This window comes from Streptomyces vilmorinianum (assembly GCF_005517195.1).
Taxonomy (GTDB): domain Bacteria; phylum Actinomycetota; class Actinomycetes; order Streptomycetales; family Streptomycetaceae; genus Streptomyces; species Streptomyces vilmorinianum.
The window spans coordinates 4,193,999-4,212,709 of record NZ_CP040244.1 but is presented as its reverse complement, the minus strand read 5'-3'; the positions used below and the strand labels follow the sequence as shown (position 1 = coordinate 4,212,709).

The following is an 18,711-nucleotide window of genomic DNA, read 5'->3' as shown; positions in this document are numbered from 1 at the left end:
GGCAGCTAGCGTCCAATATGCACCGGAATGTTCATTAGTCGCCCGTAAGGGGAACGCCCGAATGACGAATGAACGGCCCCGCAACCAAGCCCCAGCCCAAGGGCCGGCCAACGCTTCAGCCCCAGCCCCAGCAGAGACCGAGGTCGATGTCGTCGTGGTCGGCTCGGGCTTCGGCGGCTCGGTCGCCGCGTACCGGCTCGCCGACGCCGGTCTGTCCGTAGTGGTGCTGGAGCGCGGCAAACCGTACCCTCCCGGCAGCTTCCCCCGGACGCCCGCCGGCATGGCCCGCAACTTCTGGGACCCCAGCGAGGGCATGCACGGGCTGTTCGACCTCTGGTCGTTCCGCGGCCTCGAGGGCATCGTCTGCAGCGGTCTCGGCGGTGGGTCGCTGATCTACGCCAACGTCCTGCTGCGCAAGGACGAGAAGTGGTTCGTCCGCGAGTCGCCCCTTCCCGGCGGGGGGTACGAGAACTGGCCGATCAGCCGCCGTGACCTCGATCGGCACTACGGCCAGGTCGAGAAGATGCTCGGCGCCACGCCCTACCCGTACGACGACACGCCGAAGACCGTCGCGATGCGGGAGGCCGCGGACCGCCTCGGCCTGCGGCTGACCCGGCCGCCGCTCGCCGTGTCGTTCGCCTCGGTCCCCGGCGAGGCGCCGGTCCCCGGAGCCCCCGTCCCCGAGCCGGAGTACGGCAACCTCCACGGCCTGCCGCGGGAAACCTGCCGGCTGACCGGTGAGTGCGACGTCGGCTGCAACCTCGGCGCGAAGAACACCCTCGACCACACCTACCTGTCGGCCGCGCGCCACCGCGGCGCCGACATCCGCACCCGCTGCGAGGTGCGCGGTTTCGCCCCGCGGCCCGGTGGCGGATACGAGGTCCGTTACGTCGTCCACGACCCGGCCCGCGAGGGACACCGCACCCCCACCGGGCGGCTGCCGCTGCACACGATCCACTGCAGGCGCCTGGTGCTCGCGGCCGGCTCCTTCGGATCGACGTACCTGCTCCTGCGCAACCGCTCCGCGCTGCGCGGCATCAGCCCGGCCCTCGGCACCCGATTCTGCGGCAACGGCGACCTGCTCGGCCTCGTCCTCAAGGCGACCGGCGGCGCCGCGGGAAACGGGCCGCGGAAGCTGGCGAGCAGCACGGGCCCGGTGATCACCAGCGCCATCCGGGCCGGCGACGAGCTCGACCAGGACGGCTCGACGGGACGCGGGTTCTACGTCGAGGACGCCGGCTACCCGGCCTTCGTGGACTGGCTCGCCGAGGCGGCCCAGGTGCCCGGCAGCGTCCGCCGCGCCGTCGGATTCGGCCTCCACCGGCTCCGGTCCCGGCTCGGCTTCGACCCGCGGAGCAACATCAGCGCCCGGCTCGCGCTGCTCCTCGGACCGGGGGTCTTCTCCGACTCCTCGCTGCCGCTCCTCGGCATGGGCCGCGACCTCCCGGACGGCCGGATGAGCCTGCGCCGGGGCTACCTCGACATCGACTGGACCACACTGACCTCGCGCCGCTACTTCGAGCGCGTGCGAAAGACGATGGGCGAGGTGGCCGGCGCGCTCGGCGGCGAGTTCCGCGACAACCCGCTGTGGTGGACCCGCCGCGTCATCACCGTGCACCCGCTCGGCGGCGCGCCGATGGGCCGTCATCCCGCCGAGGGGGTCTGCGACTCCTATGGCGAGGTCTTCGGTCTCCCCGGACTGTACGTGCTCGACGGCGCCGCCCTGCCCGGACCGGTGGGCGCGAACCCCTCGCTCACGATCGCCGCCTTCGCCGACCGCGCCTGCGAGCACATCATCGAGGAGGGCCGTACGCCACGGTCCGCGGCGGCTCCCGCGCCCGGCGCGGGCGTCGGGTCCGCGTCCGCGTCCGCGTCCGCGTCCGCGTCCGCGGACGGTGGGCGGCCCACCAGCCTCTCCTTCACCGAGGAGATGAAAGGGCACCTCGCGCTCGACGTCACGGACCCCGAGGAGGGACGGGCGCTCGGCCGGTCGCGGAACCAGCGGCTGATGTTCCGTCTCACGATCACCGCGGACGACGTCGACCGGTTCGTCGCGGACCCCCGGCACCAGGCAGGAGCGGCCGGCCACGTCGAGTGCGATGCCCTCGGCGGCCGACTGCCCGTCGAGGCCGGCTGGTTCAACCTCTTCACCCGCGACGACGACCCGGCCCGGCGTCGGATGCTGTACCGGCTGCATCTGCGCGACCCGGGCGGGAATCCGCTCACGCTCGTCGGGCACAAGGAGGTGCACGACGACCCCGGATTCGACGTCTGGAGCGACACGTCGACCCTGTACGTCCGGATGCTCGCCGGACACGTACCGGAGGGCGGCGACGCCGACGCCCCGGTGCTCGGCGCGGGCATCATCGTCATCCTCGCCCGGGACTTCGCCCAGCAGCTGACGACGTTCCGTGCCTCGGGGCCACACCCCGCCCGGGCACTGGAGAGCTTCGGCCGGCTCTTCCTGGGCGAGTTGTGGGGTGTCTACGGCTCTCACTTCGCACCGACCGGGGAGCGCGCGTGAAGGTACGCGAGCTGCGCGGACACGCCGGCGAACTCGGCTTCACCCCGCAGGAGCAAGTGCGGTGGCTGGCCCCGAGGGAGCTGGGCCGTACGGCGGTCAAGGCCGTGCTGGCGGCCGTCTTCGCCGGCTACTCGGACAAGCGGGAGTTCCAGGGGGTGCTCGAGGCGGACCTGCTGCAGGCCCCGCTCGGCAGGCAGGACGCGCGGGAGATCTGGATCGACTACGTGGCCGACCTCGGCGACGGCTTCGACGCGACGAGCTCGGTGGCCTGGACGCTCGCCGAGGACGAACTCACCGTCCCCCTCACCGCCGAGGGGGACGGTGACGTGCCGCTCCGGCTGAGCCGTGGCGACCTGCTCGTCCTCGGCGGAGACGAGGTGTACCCGGCGGCCTCGGCGACGGGATACGAGGACCGCATGAAGGGCCCTTACCGCGCCGCCCTGCCCGAGGCGACGGACCCGCCGCTGATGGTCGCGCTGCCGGGAAACCACGACTGGTACGACGGCCTCACCGCCTTCCTGCGGATGTTCACCCAGCAACGGACGATCGGCGCCTGGCGGACCCGGCAGACGCGCAGCTACTTCTGTGTCCGCCTGCCCGAGGGCTGGTGGCTCGTGGGCCTGGACAGCCAGTTGGGCTCGTACTTCGACGACCCCCAGCTGCGCTACTTCGAGAAGCACCTCTCCGCGAACCTGAAGGCCGGCGACGGTGTGATCGTCTGCTCCGCCGAACCCACGTGGCTGGAGAGCGCGGGCGGCGACGCCGACGCCTTCAACGCCCTGCACTGGTTCGACCGCAACATCATCCGGAGCCACGTCGATCCGGGTACCGGCCGACGGGTGCCGACGAACGCGTCGGTCCGGCTGTGGCTGACCGGCGACCGTCACCACTACGCCCGGTACGCCGAGCGGCTGCCCGGAGACCCGCCCGGAACCGGCGTTCCCGCCCCCGACCCGCGACGACGCCAGATGGTGACCTGCGGGCTGGGCGGCGCGTACCTCGCCGCCACCCACGGGCTGCCCCCGGTGCTGCCGTTGCCGCCCCGCGGGGCACGGCTGCGCGACAAGGACGACCCGCCGGTGGAGTTCGCCCGGATGGGGAAGACGTACCCCGACGCAGCGGAGTCCCGCCGCCTCGCCCGGGGCATCGCGATCCCGTGGTCGGGGCGCTGGCTGCCGTGGCGCAACGTCGGCTTCGCCATGCTGGCCGCGGGCCTGCACGCCGTTCTCTTCCTCCTGATGAGTTTCCTCTTCGCCCTGGCGGAGGGGGTGCTGCGGCCCGTCGACGCCGTACGCCGGGCCGGTGCCGACGACTTCTGGGGCTTCTTCGCGGTGTGCCTGGGCGTCGCCGGGGCGCTGCTCGCGCTCGGCTTCCTCGGCCGGCTGCTCCGCAGACGGAAGGCGGCCCCGCCCTCCGGACCGGCGGTCGCGGCGCTGTCGCAGGCCGCTGTCGCGCTGGCCGCGCTGGCCGTCACCGTGGCGATCCCGTTCCCGGCGTCCTGGGACCGATGGGTCGTCCTGTTCGCGTGCCTGGCCGTCGCCGCCGTGATGGGCGCGGTCGTGGGCTCGGGCGTCTTCGCGCTGTGGGTGCTGTCCGCGACGGGCGGCGAAGTCGCGGAGTGGCAGATGTCCGGCCAGTCGATCGAGGACCACAAGGGCTTCCTCCGCCTGCACATCGCACCGGGCGGCGCCCTCACCGTCTACCCGCTGGTCCTGGAGTCGATCTGCCGCGACTGGGAGCTGCGTGACGACCCGTCCGGCGGGAAACGGCCCGTGCCCGTCGGGATGCCGGCGGTGCGTCTGATCGAGGATCCCGTCGTGATCTCCCGGGGAGCGTGGACGCCATGAGCCGCACACCCGCACCGAACCCGCCGAACCGACCGACGACCCGCCGTGACCACGTCACCGAGGTGCGGCCGCTGACCGCGTTCGACGGACGTCCGCTGACCCTGGTCCACGTACGGGGCAGCCGCCCGCCCACCCGCGGTCCGGTCCTCGTCGTGCACGGCGCCGGCGTGCGGGCCGAGCTCTTCCGGCCACCGTTGCGGCGCACTTTCGTCGACGCCCTGATCGACGACGGCTGGGACGTGTGGCTGCTGAACTGGCGCGCGTCGATCGACCTCGAACCGGTGCCCTGGACGCTGGACCAGGCGGCGGCGTACGACCATCCCGCCGCGGTGGCCCACGTGCTGGAGGCGACGGGCACGGACCGGCTCAAGGCCGTGGTGCACTGCCAGGGATCGGCGTCCTTCATGATGGCCCTGTCGGCCGGGCTCCTCCCCGAGGTGGAGACGGTGGTCAGCAACGCGGTGTCGCTGCACCCGGTCGTCCCCCGCCTCTCGACGTTCAAGATCGCCCGCCTCGCGCCGGTCATCAGCCGCCTGATGCCCTCCATCTCACCCGCCTGGGGCGACCGGCCGGCCGGGCCGCTCTCCCGGCTGATGGTGTGGTTCGTGCGCGCGACGCACCCGGAGTGCCGGAACTCGGTCTGCCGCATGGTCAGTTTCACGTACGGCAGCGGATGGCCGGCCCTCTGGTCCCACGCGAATCTCGACGAGGCGACGCACGACTGGATCCGCGGCGAGTTCGCCGACGTACCGATGACGTTCTTCGCCCAGATGAACCGGTGCATCCGGGCCGGCCAGCTGGTGTCGACGGAGGGTATCGAGTCGCTGCCCCGCTCCTTCGCCGCCCAGGCGCCGCGGACCGACGCGCGGATCGTGCTCCTCGCGGGCGAGGACAACCGCTGCTTCCTGGCCGAGAGCCAGCAGCGCACGTACGACTTCCTCAACGCGTACCGCCCCGGCCGCGACAGTCTCCACATGCTGCCCGGCTACGGCCACCTCGACGTGTTCCTGGGCCGCCACGCGGCGACCGACACATACCCCCTGATCCTTGAGGAGCTCGCCCGATGAACCGGATCCTGCACCTTGCCCGGCTGGGTCTTTCGGCCGTGCCGTCACCGGTGCCGCGCCGGCAGCGCCGGCTCGCCGGACGGCACGCCCTGGTCGACGGCATCCCCTTCGAGCTGCCCGTCGACTCGGTCGACACGCCCGCCCTGATGGCCGGGTTCACCGTCGACCGCGAGGCGGCCGCCCGACTGCTGCCCGGCGGCGAGCTGCACCCCGTGGCGCTCCCCGGCGGCAAGGGGCTGCTCCTCATCACGGTCGTCAACTACCTGCGGACGGACATCGGCCGGTACATCGAGTACTCGATCGCGATCGCCTGCACGCACGGGCGCCGGCCGGCCCCACCGCTGCTGCCGGGGCTGCTGCGCGGCACGTTCGGCACCGGACAGTACGTCGTGGACCTGCCCGTGAGCAGCGAGATCTCGGTCAAGGGAGGCAAGGGCATCTGGGGGATGCCGAAGCACCAGGCCAACCTGGACTTCACGGTCGGCGACTCCGCGGTGTCGAGCCAGTACGAGGTCGGCGGGCGGCTCGGCATGTACATCGAGATCGAACGCCCGCCGGCCACCGCGCTGCCGCTGCGGGTGGGGGCGGTCAACTACTGCGCGTTCCGCGGGATGCTGATGAAGTCGTTCATCTACCTTGACGGCAAGGCCGACATCGCGTTCGGCAGCCGGGCCCGCGCACGCCTCGTCGTGGGCGACGCCCCTCAGGTCGCCGGGCTGCACGACCTGGGGATCGCCGAGGACCCGCTGTTCACCGTCTACCTGACGTCGGCCCAGGGCGTGCTCGACGACCACTTCGAGTGCTGGTTCCTCACGAGCGAGGACCCCGGGCGGACGTACGGGGAGCCGCTGGACAGCGTCGTCGGCCTCGGACTGTCGGAGGACTGGCCCGATCCTCCCCGCATCGACGTCGGAGCAGGCTCATGAAGGAGACCTGGCTGCTGATCAACGCGCTCTACTTCCTGTTCGGCGCGACGATGTACATGGGCACGATGTGGGTGCTCCGGTTCTTCCTCTATCCCACCTGGCGCACCCTGACCCCGCAGAACGTCGACGACCACTTCGGCATCCCCACCACACAGGCGACCAAGTTCTTCACCGTCGTCGTGCCCCTGATGTTCGTCTCAGGGATCGTGCTGGTGTGGAGCGAGTGGGGCGAGTGGTACGTCGTCCTGTCGGCGATCTGTCTGGCCGGCATCCTGGTGCTCACCTGGGTCGGCCAGGGGATCATCATCCCGGTCAACAAGAAGATCCGGGCGGGGGACTTCGACGGCCCGGCCGGGCTGACACCGCTGCTGGTGCGCTGGATGAAGCTCAACGACATCCGCTTCGTCGGCGCGACGATCACCTGGGCGGCGATCGTCTGGTACATCGTCGCCAAGGGAGACCTGCTCGGAGCACTCGAGTGAGCGTGCTCCCGGCCCGGGTCACCCGCGACCCCCTGCGCCTCGTACTCGTCCTCATCGGCGGCGTGACGGTGCTGACCGGCGTGTGCCAGCTGTTCGCGCCGGGGCCCGTACTGGACCTGCTGTCGGCCGACTCGACGGGGATCAGCAGGCATCTGTTCGCGACCGTCGGCATGTTCATGGTCGTCGTCGGCGGTCTGCTGGTCCAGGGGCTGCTGTCACCGGACCCACCCCCGTACCTGCTGCTCTGGGCCGGTCTGCAGAAGTTCGGCGCCTTCGTCCTGGTGGGCCTCGGGGTCGTCCGGGACCTGTTCGGGCCGCTCGCCCTCCTGGTCGCGTTCTTCGACCTGGCCACCGCCGTGCTCTGCTGGCTGATGGGGCGGCGGCTCGGGAACCGGGCCGGGCACGTGCGCACGGCGGACACCGCGGGGGCCGGCTCATGAGGCGATCGCTGGTCCTCGCGGGCGGCGGGATGCGCGTGGCGTGGCAGACCGGCGTCGTGCGGGCGCTGCGCGAGCACGGCGTCCACTTCGACCATGTCGACGGGACCTCGGGCGGGATCATGACGGCGGGGATGCTGCTGTCGGGGCAGGATCCGGCGGAGATGGGCCGGCGGTGGTCCGGGCTCCGCGTACGGGACTTCAGCTCGCTGCTGCCGCTCACGGACTACCTCAAGGGGCCCTGGGCGCTGCCCGCCCTCGGGGACGCCGAGGGAGTGGTCCGCAAGGTGCTTCCCGCGCTCGGCATCGACGTGGAGACGATCCGGTCCTCCCCGGTGGCGGGCACGTTCAACGTCGCCGACTTCGCCACCAAGACGTGCGTGGCGGTGCCGCACACGGACATCGACCTGGAGCTGATGGCGGCGGGCATGTCGCTGCCGCTGTTCATCCCGCCCCTGCGCCGCGGACCGCGCGTCTGGACCGACGCGGTGTGGATCAAGGACGCGAACGTGGGGGAGGCGCTGCGCCGCGGCGCCGACGAGGTGTGGCTGGTGTGGTGCATCGGCAATACGCCGTACTGGGGTGACGGCTCCCTCGAACAGTACGTGCACATGATCGAGATGAGCGCCCACGGGGCGCTGTTCGCCGAACTGGAGGCCGCTCGGACCGCGGACCGGCCGTTCGTCCTGCAGGTGATCAAGCCGCGGTACCCGCTGCCGCTCGACACGGAGTTCCTGGCCGGCCGGATCTCCGCAGACACCCTGGTCGCGATGGGGTACCGGGACGCGTGGGACTGCCTCGGCTCGGCGTCCGCGTCGGGCGTGCCGAAGGACTCCGCGTGCACGACGATGCGGGACCCGCCGCGCGGCGTGCGTTTCCGGGAACGGATGCGCGGCGAGGCGGGCGGCGCCGAACTCGTCCTGGACGTCACGGTCGAACTGCCGCTCCCCGCCGCCGGAACCGCCTCGCCCGGTGCCCGCCTGGTGGGACACGTCGACCACGCGCCGTGGGGCGGCCGGGTCCTGCTGGCCGACGGCAGGATCGAGGCCGACGGCACCGGGGTGGCCTATGTGGCACGGGCCAGGCTGGACGGAACGTGGCGGGAGGTACGCGCCCGGCGCGAGCTGGCCGACGACCCGGGCCCGGACCTGTGGTCCGACGTCCGCAGAGTGGCCTTCCGCGCCGGGGACGACTGCTCGGCGGAACTGGAACTGGGCCTGCGTGACGCGGCCCGGGCGCTGGCCTCGGTGGAGCCGTACGGCGTCCACGGTTTCCGCGACCGTGCCGAGGCGCTGACGGAACTGGCCCGGGTCGGCCTGCGGCGAGCGGTGACTCGTACGGGCGGGGACTCGCCGCGTACGAGTTCGGGCACGTCCTGAGAGTGCTCGGGGACGAGGAGGCGGCCCTGAGCCGATGGGGCAGCGCGCTGTTGGGGGCCGCGCTCAGTCGACCACCCCGTAGTGCGCACGCAGCGCGTCCAGCTCCGCCCGGGTGATCGGGACGACGGTGCCGTGCCGGGGGCTGGACGGCAGGGCGTAGTCCTGGGACATCGTCCATCTGCCGGAATCCAGATCCGTGGTCTCGAACGGCACGTACCCGCGGCGGCCGAACTCGTCGATGAAGAGGTACCACTTGTCCTCGGTGTTCGACTTGAAGACGGTGGGCCCCTCGCCCTGGGTGATGCCGGGGGTCGTGGCGTCGCCCTTGCCGATGCACTCGGAGACGAAGTCCCAGTCGGTGTCGAGCAGTCGCGTGGACTTCTCCTCGATGACGAATTTGCTGCAGGGAGTGGACGAGGTGTTGTTCCGCTCGTCCTTGGTGAAGCGGTAGTAGGTGTCTCCGTTCTTGATCACCGTCGAGTCGATGACCGAGTACCCCGGGTCCTTCCACACCTTCGGCTCGGTGAAGGTACGGAAGTCCCGCGTGGTGGCGTACATCATGCGGTTGTACGCGTCACCGGTGTGGCCGGTGTCGGTCTCGTCGTACAGCTTCGACGCCCAGAAGACGACGTACGCGCCGAGGGAGTCGTCGTAGTAGGCCTCCGGCGCCCAGGTGTTGCCGGCGGTGTCCGGTGCCACCCGTACGTGCCGCTGGTCGGACCAGTGCACGAGGTCGGTCGACTCCCACACCTCGATGTTCTTGCTGCCCGTCCGCTGCGCGGCGTCCCAGTCTCCGTTCCCGTGGATCCGCAGGTCGGTGGCGATGAGGTAGAACCTGTCGCCCTCGGGGGAGCGGATGACGAAGGGGTCGCGCACGCCCTTGTCGCCCTGGGTGGAGGTGACGACGGGACGGGCGCCGTTCAGTTCGTCCCAGTGCAGGGGGTCGTCGCCCCTGCTGGCCGCGAAGTAGATCTGCTCACCGTCGGCGGTGCTCTCGCCGGTGAAGTAGCCGAAGAGGTAGCCCTCGTACGGCTCCGCCCTCGGCAGCGGACGTACCGTCAGGTCGAAGCGCCGCTTCGCCTGTACGTCGCCCAGGCGGACGGTCGCGGTGAGCCTGACCCTCGACGGATCGGCTCCGTGCGCGGGGCGGCTGACCTCTCCCGTCTCGGTGACGGTCCTCCCGTCCGTCGACTTCCACGAGATCCGCGTCCCGTGCGGGCCGCTCCTGGGCAGGGTGATGTTGCCGCGGATGTCGTCGGCGTCCCAGATCTTCAGGGCGTCGGCGGCCTCGGCCACCTTCTCCCGCACGGTCGACTCCGCGGGCACGATGATCGTGAACTCCTTCCGTCCGCTCGCCTCTCCGCTGGTGACGGTCGCGGTGAGGACCACGGTCGCGGGTCCGCTCCCCGGCGAGGGACGGCTGACGGCCCCGCTCGTGCCGATGACGCCCTCGTCGCCGGAGGACCAGGTGATCGTGGCGCCGTTCGGCCCGGTGGCCGGCAGGGTCAGGTTCTCGGTGACCGACGAGGTGTCCCCCAGGTCCAGCGCCGCGCTGTCCCGTGCCACCCGGTCGTAGAGCCGGAAGTCGCGCACCTGCGCCTTGAGATGGCGGTCGCCGCCGTGGAGGGACCTGTTGATGTGGTTGGCGCCGTTCATCGTGGTCGCGGGCCGGGCGTGGCCGGACACGTCCGTGACGGTGGTGCCGCCGCCGGTCCGGTCGAGCGGGTAGTGCACGAGGAGGCCGTCCGCGGCCTCCGCGGCCTCCGCTGTGGCCGCCCGCACCGTTCCCGCGGGCAGGGCCGCGAGCAGCGAGGCGAGCAGACAGGTCAGCAGCGAGGGAACCAGCACGAGCACACGGCGGGTCGGTGGTCGGTTCGGTAAGGGCATGGGCGGTCGTCGCTCCTCTCAGCGCGGGGTGCCACCGGTCGCCGCGTCCGCGACCGGTACGCCGAAGTCGGGGGTACCGTCGGCGTTCCACCCCAGAACCTGGATGCGGGTGTGCCGGTTCGGGTCGTGCAGCGGGTCGCCGGTGATCTCCTTGTACTGGCGGGCGTGGTAGACGAGGACGTCGGTGCGGCCGTCCTCGGCGACGGTGAACGAGTTGTGGCCGGGGCCGTACTGGCGTGTGGCGTCGCTGCTGGTGAAGACCGGGGCCGGGGACTTCGTCCAGGAGCCCGGGTCCAGCAGGTCGCTGCCGGCGCCGGCGGTCAGCAGGCCCATGCAGTAGGTGCTGTCGGTGGCGCTCGCCGAGTACGTCATGAAGACACGGCCGTTGCGGGCGATGACCGACGGGCCCTCGTTGACCTTGAAACCGCGGGTCTCCCAGTCGTACGTCGGGGAGGACAGCCGCACCGGCCGGCCGCCGATCGTCCACGGGTTCGCCATCGGGGCGAGGTAGAGATTGGTGTTGTTGTCGATCCCCGGCTCGTGCTGCGCCCAGGTCAGGTACCGGACGCCGCGGTGCGTGAAGGTGGAGGCGTCCAGCGAGAAGGTGTCCCAGGCCGTCGTGATCTGCCCCTTCTCCGTCCACGTCCCCTGAAACGGGTCGGGGTGGGCGTTCTCCAGGACGTACATCCGGATCTTCCAGATGTCGTCGGCCCGGCCCGCGGCGAAGTAGACGTACCAGCGGCCGTCGATGTGGTGGATCTCCGGCGCCCAGATGTGGGCGCCCATGTCGCCGGTGGGGTGCTTCCACCACAGCACGCTCTCCGCTGCCCCGGTCAGGCCCCGCAGCGTCCTGGAACGGCGCAGGACGATGCGGTCGTACTCCGGCACGGTGGCGGTGAAGTAGTAGTGGCCGTCGGTGTGCCGGTGGATGTGGGGGTCGGCGCGCCGTCGGACCAGCGGATTGGCGTACCGGGCGGCCGATGCGGCGGCCGGGCTCTCGGCGGCCCGGGCCACGGCCGGCAGACCCACCGCCGCGCCCAGGGCAAGGGCCCCCGCCAGCACGCCTCGGCGGCCGGGGTCGGTGTGTTCCATGGGGTTCACGGTGTTCTCCTCACTGCGCCTTGATCCGCATGAAGGTGATCGAGTGGGGCGGGAAGGTGTACGTGAAGGTGGTGTCGACGCCGTCGAACGTCGACCGCCTCGGCCGGATCGGCTGTGACGCGGACGTGTTCTCCGCGGCGGGGTCGCCCTGGAGTGTGGTCAGGTGGGCGACCGGCGCCACGCCGGTCTCCCGGCCGAGGTCGATCCGCGTACGCGCCGCGGCGTCCTGCGCGTTGACGACCTTGACGATGAGCTCACCGGTGGCCTTGTCGCGGGTGACCACCTGACGGAACGGCTCGGCCACCTTGTCGTCGGTGAAGCTGCCCCACTCCTCGCCGTCCAGGAACAGCGTGACGTGCCGCCCCCGGACCGCGATCCGCACGTCGTACGCACGGCCGCTCTCGATCGTCGTACCGTCCTCGACCAGCGTCTGCTTGGCGCCGCCGACGGCCTTCTCCACGGCCGAGCGGGTGTTGCCCCAGCCTCCGAGGTTCCACCAGTAGTGGTTCCCGGTGTCCTTCACCCCGAAGGCGATCAGGAAGCCTTCGCGCCCGGACCGCTTGGTGGCCTTCACGCGCAGGTCGTAGTCCTGCCACGCCGGGTCCCCCGCGGTGACCAGCGTGTCCTCGGCCGTGGCGTCGGACTGCACGTACGCGCCGTCCTCGACGGCCCACGCACCGCGCCCCGCGGCCCGCGTCCACTGCCCGTCGCCGCCCGAGAAGTCGTCGCCGAACAGGGTGCGGCCGTCCGGCGCGGTGACCGTGACATCGTCGTACGCGGCGCTGGTGGCCCAGGTCGACAGTCCGACGGCGCCGCCGATGGGGGCGACGGTGGCGGGCGTGGGGGATGCCTGGCTGGGGACGACGTGGTCCCCGACGTTGGTCATGAACAGCTTCTGCGCCTCGTAGCTGGTCGACCCCCACGACGTCCGGTTGTCGAACCAGATCATGTCGGGGCGCCACTGGACCGAGTCCGTGCGTGCGAGCAGCGGGGCGTAGGACGCCAGCTTGACCACGTCGGCGTTGCGCTCGAGTCCCGTCATATAGGCCGCTTCGGCCAGCGCGTTGGAGAAGCGGTTGTCGAGGGAGGCGTACTCGCCGAGGAACACCTTCGGCCCCTGGCGGTCGTAGGAGTCGTAGCGCGCGTTGTTCTCCAGGAACCACCGCGGGCTGTTGTAGTAGTGCTCGTCGACCATCGGGACGCCGGCCGCCCGGTTCAGCTCCCAGAGGCGGTCGAAGGTCTGTCCGGTGTCGTCGGGGCCGGAGTTGCCGACCACCGCGATCTCGGGGTGCTCGGCCTCGACGGCCTGGCGGAACGCGGTGAAGCGCTCGAAGTACGCGTCGGGGAGGTTCTCCTCGTTGCCGACCGCGAGGTGGGTCAGGCCGAACGGCTTCGGGTGCCCCATCGCCGCCCGCTTCGCGCCCCAGGTGGAGGTCACCGGACCGTTGGCGAACTCGATCAGGTCGAGGGTGTCCTGGACGTGCCGCCGCAGGAGTTCGGGGTCGTCGGTCGCCCGCTTCTGGCCGCACCCGGTGACGAGCGCGGGCACGACCGGCAGCGGCATGGCGCCGATGTCCTTGGCGAACTGGAAGTACTCGAAGTACCCCAGGCCGTAGGACTGGTTGTAGCCCCAGAAGTTGGCGTTGGTCGCCCGCTGCTCGACCGGTCCGACGGTGTCCTTCCACTGGTAGGACCGCCGCCGCTCCCAGTCCGGGGCCTCGTACGCCTCATGGCTTCCGGTGTTGACCAGGCAGCCGCCGGGGAAGCGCAGGAAGCCCGGCTTCAGCGCGGCGATCTTCTCGGCGAGGTCCTTGCGCAGCCCGTTCGGCCGGCCGCGGAAGGTCTCCCGGGGGAAGAGCGAGACCATGTCGAGCCGGACCGTGCCGGAGCCGCCCGCGATCACCGTGAGCCGGCCGGCCGTGCTCGCGGTGCGAGCGGTGAGTGTGCCGGTGTACCTGGTCCAGTGGTCCGTGCGCACGGCGATGTGCAGGGGGTCGGCCAACGCCGTGTCTCCGGAGGCGTCCCGCAGGCCGACCGTCAGCGGCGTACCGGAGGAGCGGTCGGTGCGCGCCCACACGGAGAAGTCGTACGTCTCACCCGCACGCACGGTGATGCCGGAAGCGTGACCTGAGTTGACGACCCCGAACCCGGCCCCTGCTCCCGCCCCCGCCGGGCCGTCCAGACTCAGCCGCAGGTGGCGCCGGTTGCGCTCCGCCAGACGGCCGTCGTCGTCGACGACCTCCGCGGTGCCCGTCGCACCCCCGGTCGCGGTCGGGGTCCACGCGGTCATCGGGGTGTACGAGGCGTGGTCCGCGCGGTCGAACTCGAAGGATCGATTCTGCACGAGCTCGGCGTACAGGCCGCCGTCGGCCGCGTGGTTGATGTCCTCGAAGAAGACGCCGTACATCGTGTCGTCGATGGCGGGGCCGGCGCGGGCCGGGTCGACGGTGAGCGTGTAGTCGACCGCGGCCGTTTCCGGTGCCGGCGCGCTCGACGCGGTGGCGGGCGGCGGAAGCAGTGTCGCGGCGAGCAGGACGCTCAGGATGCTCAGGGCGGGGGCGAGTCGCGCCCGTCCGTGCGGTCCGCCGAGCGCCATGGTGCGCCTCCCTCTAGTGGTTCGAAATATCGGACAACGTTTGGGATTTCGCTCGCTGAAGGATGTCGGCCCCGGCGACGTCGCGTCAACACCCCCGACATCTACGGGAGATGGACCGGAAACGCGTGACGCACGGACCGTTGACACGCTCCCCGCGGTGTCATTACGGTCACGCCACGATTTCGAACGTGTGTCGAAATATCGAACGCCCCTCTCTCAAGGAGCCGCATCGACATGAGCATCAGCAGGCGTACGGTGATGGCGGCGGGCGCCGCCGGAGTGGCGGCAGCGGCCGCGGGGACGACCCCGGCGTTCGCCGCGGGCCGCGCGGAACAGGTCGGCGGAAGACCCGTCAGGGAACACTTCGGGACCCTGGCCGACGGCACCCGCGTCCACCGCTGGACGGTGGCCGCGGGCGGCACCCGGCTGCGCGTACTGTCGTACGGCGGCATCGTCCAGTCCCTCGACATCCCCGACCGGCGCGGGCGGTACGCGAATGTGTCGCTGGGCTTCGACAACCTCGAGGACTACGTCTCGGGCAGCCCGTACTTCGGCGCGATCATCGGGCGCTACGGCAACCGCATCGCGGGCGGCGCCTTCACCCTCGACGGCAGCACGTACCGACTCCCCGTCAACGACGGCCCGAACAGCCTGCACGGCGGGGACAAGGGCTTCGACAAGCGCGTGTGGGACGTCGAGCCGTACGCGCAAGGGCCGGACACCGGCCTCACCCTGCGCTACGTCAGCGCGGACGGCGAGATGGGCTACCCCGGCACCCTGCGGGTCCGGGTCGACTACGTCCTCACCCCGCGCGGCGACTTCCGCGTCCAGTACGAGGCGACGACGGACAGGCCCACCGTCGTGAACCTCACCAACCACACGTACTTCAACCTGGCCGGAGAAGGAAACGGCAGCATCCTCGACCACACCCTGAGGATCGCCGCGTCCCGCTACACCCCCGTCGACTCCACCCTCATCCCGACCGGCGAACTCGCCAGGGTCGCGCACACCCCCTTCGACTTCCGCACCGGCAAGCCCATCGGCCGGGACATCCGCGCGGCGCACCCGCAGGTCCTCTTCGGCCGCGGCTACGACCACAACTTCGCGCTCGACAAGGGCCTCACCGGCGCGCCGCAGCATGTGGTCACCGTGACGGAGCCCGTCTCCGGCCGCGTGATGGAGATCGCGACCACCGAGCCGGGCGTGCAGTTCTACAGCGGCAACTTCCTCGACGGCACGCTGGCCGGCGCCTCCGGGAAGGTCTACCGCCAGGGCGACGGCTTCTGCCTGGAGACCCAGCACTTCCCCGACTCGCCCAACCAGCCGTCCTTCCCGTCGACGGTGCTGCGCCCGGGGCGGACGTACCGCTCGACGACGGTGCACTCCTTCGCCGCCCGCTGAGAAGGGCAGCTGCCGCAGCTCAGGCCCCTGAGGCTCCGCTCGCAGGCCGCGGCGTGAGCCGGGCGGCGAGCGCCGCGGGCAGGGCGTCCCGGTTCGCCGGGGTGAGGTGGACGACCTCGACACCGGCGCGCCGCTTGAGGGCGTCGGTGAACGGGTCGCGGTGCGCGTGGACCGTGGCGACGACATCGACGTCCGCGGCGAACAGCGCCTCGACCGCGTCCCGGAACGCCGTGGACGCCAGTTCCATGCGCCCCAGCTCGTCGATGAGCACCAGCCGCCCTGCGGCCTCCCCGGTCACCGCAGGCCGCAGCGACGGCAGCGCCAGCCGTTCCATGACGCCCAGGTCGACACCGTACTTCCCGACCCGAGGCGGACCGGGCAGGTCGACGTGGGCGAGCACCTCGCGCCGGCCTGCCAGGGTCTCCAGGGCGAAACCGACCCGGGCGCCGGACAGCCGGATCTCCTCCGTGGTGAAGCCGGTGGCCGCGCGGGCGGGCAGCAGCGCCGCCAGCCGGCGCAGGGCGGTCGTCTTGCCCGCGCCCGGGCGGCCCTCGAGCAGGATCCTGGTCGGCACACCGCCATCCTCACCCCGCCTTCGGGAGCGGCCCCGGTGGGCTCGGCCGAACGGGGGTTTCGGGGTACGGACCGGTGCCGGCGCCGCCGTTGCGGGTAGTGCGCCGCGCATGAGCGAAATGGAACTCAGCAGCACCGCGTTCGACGACAGAACGGTGATCCCCCGCCGGTACAGCGGAGAAGGAGAGAACATCTCACCGCCCCTGACCTGGTCGGGAGTGCCCGAGAACGCCACGGAGCTGGTGCTCCTGTGCGAGGACCCGGACGCGCCGGGGACGACCTTCCTGCACTGGCTCGTCACCGGCATCGATCCCGGGACCACCGGCGTGGCGGAGGGCCAGAAGCCACAGGGCGGACTGCCGTGGCCCAACGGCTTCGGGCGCATGGGCTGGGGAGGACCGATGCCTCCCGAGGGGCACGGGCGACACCGCTACTTCTTCCGCCTGTACGCCCTGTCCGAGCCGCTGCCGCTGCACGACCACCCGGGCGTCGAGGACGTGCACCGTGCACTGAAGGGCAGGGAGCTGGCCTCCGGCACCCTGGTCGGGACCTATCAGCGCTGACCGCGTCACCCCTGGTCGTAGCCGTGGACGCCGTACAGCCGGACGAACCGGGCCGCGGTGACCGTCCCGCGGTGCGCCAGGCCGCCGGCCTGCCGCTCGTACAGCTCGACGTGCTCCTGCCCGCCCCGCCCGATCGGCTGGACGAGCCGGCCGCCGGCGCGGAGCTGCTCCACGAGCGGCTCCGGCACCTGCGGGAAGGCCGCGCAGACGACGACGGCGTCGTACGGGGCGCGGCCCGGCACCCCGAGGGTCCCGTCGCCGAGCACGACCTCGGCATTGCCGACGCCCTGCCCGGCCAGCCGCAGGCGGGCCTCGTCGACCAGGTCGGGCCAGCGCTCGACGCTGACGACGTTCGCGGCCAGCCGGGCCAGCAGCGCGGTCTGCCAGCCGTACCCGGTCCCGACCTCCAGAACCTGTTCGTCCCCGGTGAGGCCGAGCGCGGCGACCATCATGGCGACCAGCGAGGGCTGGGTGGTCACCTGCCCGTGGGGGAGCGGAACGGGCACGTCCCAGTACGCGGACGCCACCTCGTCCGCGCGGACGAAGTCCGCCCGGGGGATGCTCCGTACGGCCTCCAGGAGACGGTCGTCGGTCACGCCCATGGCGCGTGCCGCGCGGACGAGGTCCTCGGGATCCCTTCACGGGCCATCGGACCGCGGGGCCGTGGTCGTGGTGGTGGTCATGGCCGTCCGTTCCGGGCCGCTCCCGCTTCTGCTCCTGTCCATGTGCCTCATCCGCCGCCGTCACGACGGGGTGCCAGGGTCGGTGTACCGCAGCAGGGCGCCCACGCCCTCGTACAGCCTCAGCTCGCTCTCCGGTACGACGACCAGCTCGGCGCCGGTGCCGACGAGAGCACGGACAAGGGCCTCGTCGGCGCGCTCCTCGCGCGGGGCCCGCACGCCGAAGGACACCAGCTCCGCCTCGTTCAGCGCGAGCTGGGTGGGCCGGGAGCCCGTCCAGAGCCGTAGCGAGGACCCGGGCGGCCGGTTCAGGAGCAGTGCCGCGACCTGGCCGCGCTGGAGGGCGGCGACGGTGGCGGCCAGCCCCTCCGTCATGGCTCCGTCCAGGGCGCGCCGGCTGATGAAGACGTCCACCAGTTCCCGGTCGTGCGCGGCCATGCGGCCCCGCAAGAGGCCGTCGAGCTGCGGCTCCAGGAGGGCGCGTCCGGTGTCGGTGGGGGTCGGGCCGCCCACGCGTACGACCTTGTCCCGCAGGGCGTGCGGCAGGCGGCGGATCAGTACGTTGCACGCCCACTCGTCCCCGCCCACGACGACGGCGTCGGCATGGGCGCGCCGCGCCCGCTCGTCCAGCCGGTGACCGAGCCGCAGGGCGGTACGGTGCCAGGTCGCCACCGCGACCCTGCGGTGCAGCCGCTCACCCGGGGTGACGGCGGACGCGGGCCAGGTGCCGGTCTCCGCCTCCAGCGTCACCCAGCCGTGGGTCTCGGCGGTCGGAAGGCCGCCGTAGTGGACGACCACGGCCATGTAGGGGATCTCCGGAACGTGCTGGGTGACCAGGGGCATCGCGTCCGGCAGGGTGCTGTAGCGCGCGGAGTCGTGCTCGGGCGGCCGGGGCAGCTCCCCGTCCAGGACGAGCGTGCCGTGCGCGGCGAACAGGGCCTGCCCGTGCACCCCCGGGACCTCCGTATCGGCACCGACCACGTCCTCCAGGACGTTCAGGAGCGCCCGGTCCGCGCCCTGACGGGACAGGCTCTCGCGGAGCCGCTGCCAGCGCAGGCCGATCGCCCGCTCGGGATGCTCGACGTCCCGGGAGGTGTCCAGGTACACGGAGGCGTACGGGCCCGGCTCCGCGTAGAGGGGCTCAAGGAACGACAGCCTCATCGCCACTCCTCGTCGGTGGTCTCCTCACCTTCGATGATGGCGCGCCCCGGAGGGCGATGGAGACCCTCGGCGGTGTCGCGGTCGCCC

14 protein-coding genes and 1 pseudogene are annotated in these 18,711 nt (G+C 71.9%); 9 read left to right on the top strand and 6 right to left on the bottom strand.

All coding sequences use genetic code 11. The annotated features are described in order from the left end of the window. Positions 1–154 precede the first annotated feature (154 nt). The 7 genes from FDM97_RS19680 to FDM97_RS19650 are packed head-to-tail and all read left to right on the top strand — an operon-like array spanning position 155 to position 8,662. A complete protein-coding gene (locus tag FDM97_RS19680; RefSeq protein ID WP_217510251.1) occupies positions 155–2,524 on the top strand; it encodes a GMC oxidoreductase in 2,370 nt (789 codons plus the stop codon). Further along, entirely contained in the window at positions 2,521–4,371 is a 1,851-nt protein-coding gene (locus FDM97_RS19675) for a metallophosphoesterase family protein (RefSeq protein ID WP_137991698.1), read from the top strand. Before FDM97_RS19680 ends, FDM97_RS19675 begins: the two co-directional genes overlap by 4 nt. Beyond that, complete coding sequence (locus tag FDM97_RS19670) at positions 4,368–5,438, top strand: alpha/beta hydrolase (RefSeq protein ID WP_217510250.1); 1,071 nt, start codon at positions 4,368–4,370, stop codon at positions 5,436–5,438. Before FDM97_RS19675 ends, FDM97_RS19670 begins: the two co-directional genes overlap by 4 nt. After that, complete coding sequence (locus FDM97_RS19665) at positions 5,435–6,364, top strand: acetoacetate decarboxylase family protein (protein ID WP_137991697.1); 930 nt, start codon at positions 5,435–5,437, stop codon at positions 6,362–6,364. Before FDM97_RS19670 ends, FDM97_RS19665 begins: the two co-directional genes overlap by 4 nt. Continuing rightward, the gene (locus FDM97_RS19660) at positions 6,361–6,846 is read left to right on the top strand and encodes a hypothetical protein (protein WP_137991696.1); all 486 of its coding nucleotides are present in this window, start codon (positions 6,361–6,363) and stop codon (positions 6,844–6,846) included. Before FDM97_RS19665 ends, FDM97_RS19660 begins: the two co-directional genes overlap by 4 nt. After that, on the top strand, positions 6,843–7,286 hold the full coding sequence (locus FDM97_RS19655; protein WP_217510249.1) for a hypothetical protein: 444 nt from the start codon (positions 6,843–6,845) through the stop codon (positions 7,284–7,286). The genes FDM97_RS19660 and FDM97_RS19655 overlap by 4 nt, the downstream gene beginning before the upstream one ends. Then, positions 7,283–8,662 carry a patatin-like phospholipase family protein gene (locus tag FDM97_RS19650; RefSeq protein WP_137991695.1) on the top strand — a complete coding sequence of 460 codons (1,380 nt, stop codon included), beginning with the start codon at positions 7,283–7,285 and terminating at the stop codon, positions 8,660–8,662. Before FDM97_RS19655 ends, FDM97_RS19650 begins: the two co-directional genes overlap by 4 nt. 63 nt (positions 8,663–8,725) lie before the next feature. Here FDM97_RS19650 and FDM97_RS19645 read toward each other — a convergent pair whose 3' ends face one another. The 3 genes from FDM97_RS19645 to FDM97_RS19635 are packed head-to-tail and all read right to left on the bottom strand — an operon-like array spanning position 8,726 to position 14,246. After that, positions 8,726–10,549 (bottom strand): immunoglobulin-like domain-containing protein, encoded by a 1,824-nt coding sequence (locus FDM97_RS19645; protein ID WP_137991694.1) that lies wholly within the window; start codon positions 10,547–10,549, stop codon positions 8,726–8,728. An 18-nt stretch (positions 10,550–10,567) separates the two neighbouring features. Then, a complete protein-coding gene (locus FDM97_RS19640; RefSeq protein WP_137994916.1) occupies positions 10,568–11,641 on the bottom strand; it encodes a glycoside hydrolase family 43 protein in 1,074 nt (357 codons plus the stop codon). A 19-nt stretch (positions 11,642–11,660) separates the two neighbouring features. Continuing rightward, entirely contained in the window at positions 11,661–14,246 is a 2,586-nt protein-coding gene (locus tag FDM97_RS19635) for an alpha-L-arabinofuranosidase C-terminal domain-containing protein (RefSeq protein ID WP_137991693.1), read from the bottom strand. A 234-nt stretch (positions 14,247–14,480) separates the two neighbouring features. Here FDM97_RS19635 and FDM97_RS19630 point away from each other — a divergent pair, with 234 nt between their 5' ends. Further along, positions 14,481–15,647: an aldose epimerase family protein gene (locus FDM97_RS19630; protein WP_137991692.1), complete on the top strand. Its 1,167-nt coding sequence runs from the start codon at positions 14,481–14,483 to the stop codon at positions 15,645–15,647. A gap of 19 nt (positions 15,648–15,666) precedes the next feature. On the opposite strand, the gene FDM97_RS19625 is transcribed toward FDM97_RS19630, so the two are convergent. Then, positions 15,667–16,221: a nucleoside-triphosphatase gene (locus tag FDM97_RS19625; RefSeq protein ID WP_254705679.1), complete on the bottom strand. Its 555-nt coding sequence runs from the start codon at positions 16,219–16,221 to the stop codon at positions 15,667–15,669. Between the two features lie 109 nt (positions 16,222–16,330). Between FDM97_RS19625 and FDM97_RS19620 the strand changes: the two genes are divergently transcribed. Further along, complete coding sequence (locus FDM97_RS19620; RefSeq protein ID WP_137991690.1) at positions 16,331–16,783, top strand: YbhB/YbcL family Raf kinase inhibitor-like protein; 453 nt, start codon at positions 16,331–16,333, stop codon at positions 16,781–16,783. Positions 16,784–16,788: 5 nt separating this feature from the next. Here the strand turns inward: FDM97_RS19620 and FDM97_RS19615 are convergent. Both FDM97_RS19615 and FDM97_RS19610 read right to left on the bottom strand, forming a co-directional pair. After that, a pseudogene (locus FDM97_RS19615) lies at positions 16,789–17,400 on the bottom strand (protein-L-isoaspartate(D-aspartate) O-methyltransferase); the annotation flags it as partial. Positions 17,401–17,526: 126 nt separating this feature from the next. Continuing rightward, on the bottom strand, positions 17,527–18,624 hold the full coding sequence (locus FDM97_RS19610; protein ID WP_137991688.1) for a baeRF2 domain-containing protein: 1,098 nt from the start codon (positions 18,622–18,624) through the stop codon (positions 17,527–17,529). Positions 18,625–18,711: the final 87 nt, after the last annotated feature.

What these genes read in the sequence shown, in the direction of transcription:
- FDM97_RS19670 (WP_217510250.1), top strand. Translation starts at nt 4,368, where the DNA reads ATGAGCCGCACACCCGCACCGAACCCGCCGAACCGACCGACGACCCGC.
- FDM97_RS19665 (WP_137991697.1), top strand. Translation starts at nt 5,435, where the DNA reads ATGAACCGGATCCTGCACCTTGCCCGGCTGGGTCTTTCGGCCGTGCCG.
- FDM97_RS19660 (WP_137991696.1), top strand. Translation starts at nt 6,361, where the DNA reads ATGAAGGAGACCTGGCTGCTGATCAACGCGCTCTACTTCCTGTTCGGC.
- FDM97_RS19650 (WP_137991695.1), top strand. Translation starts at nt 7,283, where the DNA reads ATGAGGCGATCGCTGGTCCTCGCGGGCGGCGGGATGCGCGTGGCGTGG.
- FDM97_RS19645 (WP_137991694.1), bottom strand. Translation starts at nt 10,549, where the DNA reads ATGCCCTTACCGAACCGACCACCGACCCGCCGTGTGCTCGTGCTGGTT.
- FDM97_RS19640 (WP_137994916.1), bottom strand. Translation starts at nt 11,641, where the DNA reads ATGGAACACACCGACCCCGGCCGCCGAGGCGTGCTGGCGGGGGCCCTT.
- FDM97_RS19635 (WP_137991693.1), bottom strand. Translation starts at nt 14,246, where the DNA reads ATGGCGCTCGGCGGACCGCACGGACGGGCGCGACTCGCCCCCGCCCTG.
- FDM97_RS19630 (WP_137991692.1), top strand. Translation starts at nt 14,481, where the DNA reads ATGAGCATCAGCAGGCGTACGGTGATGGCGGCGGGCGCCGCCGGAGTG.
- FDM97_RS19620 (WP_137991690.1), top strand. Translation starts at nt 16,331, where the DNA reads ATGAGCGAAATGGAACTCAGCAGCACCGCGTTCGACGACAGAACGGTG.
- FDM97_RS19610 (WP_137991688.1), bottom strand. Translation starts at nt 18,624, where the DNA reads ATGAGGCTGTCGTTCCTTGAGCCCCTCTACGCGGAGCCGGGCCCGTAC.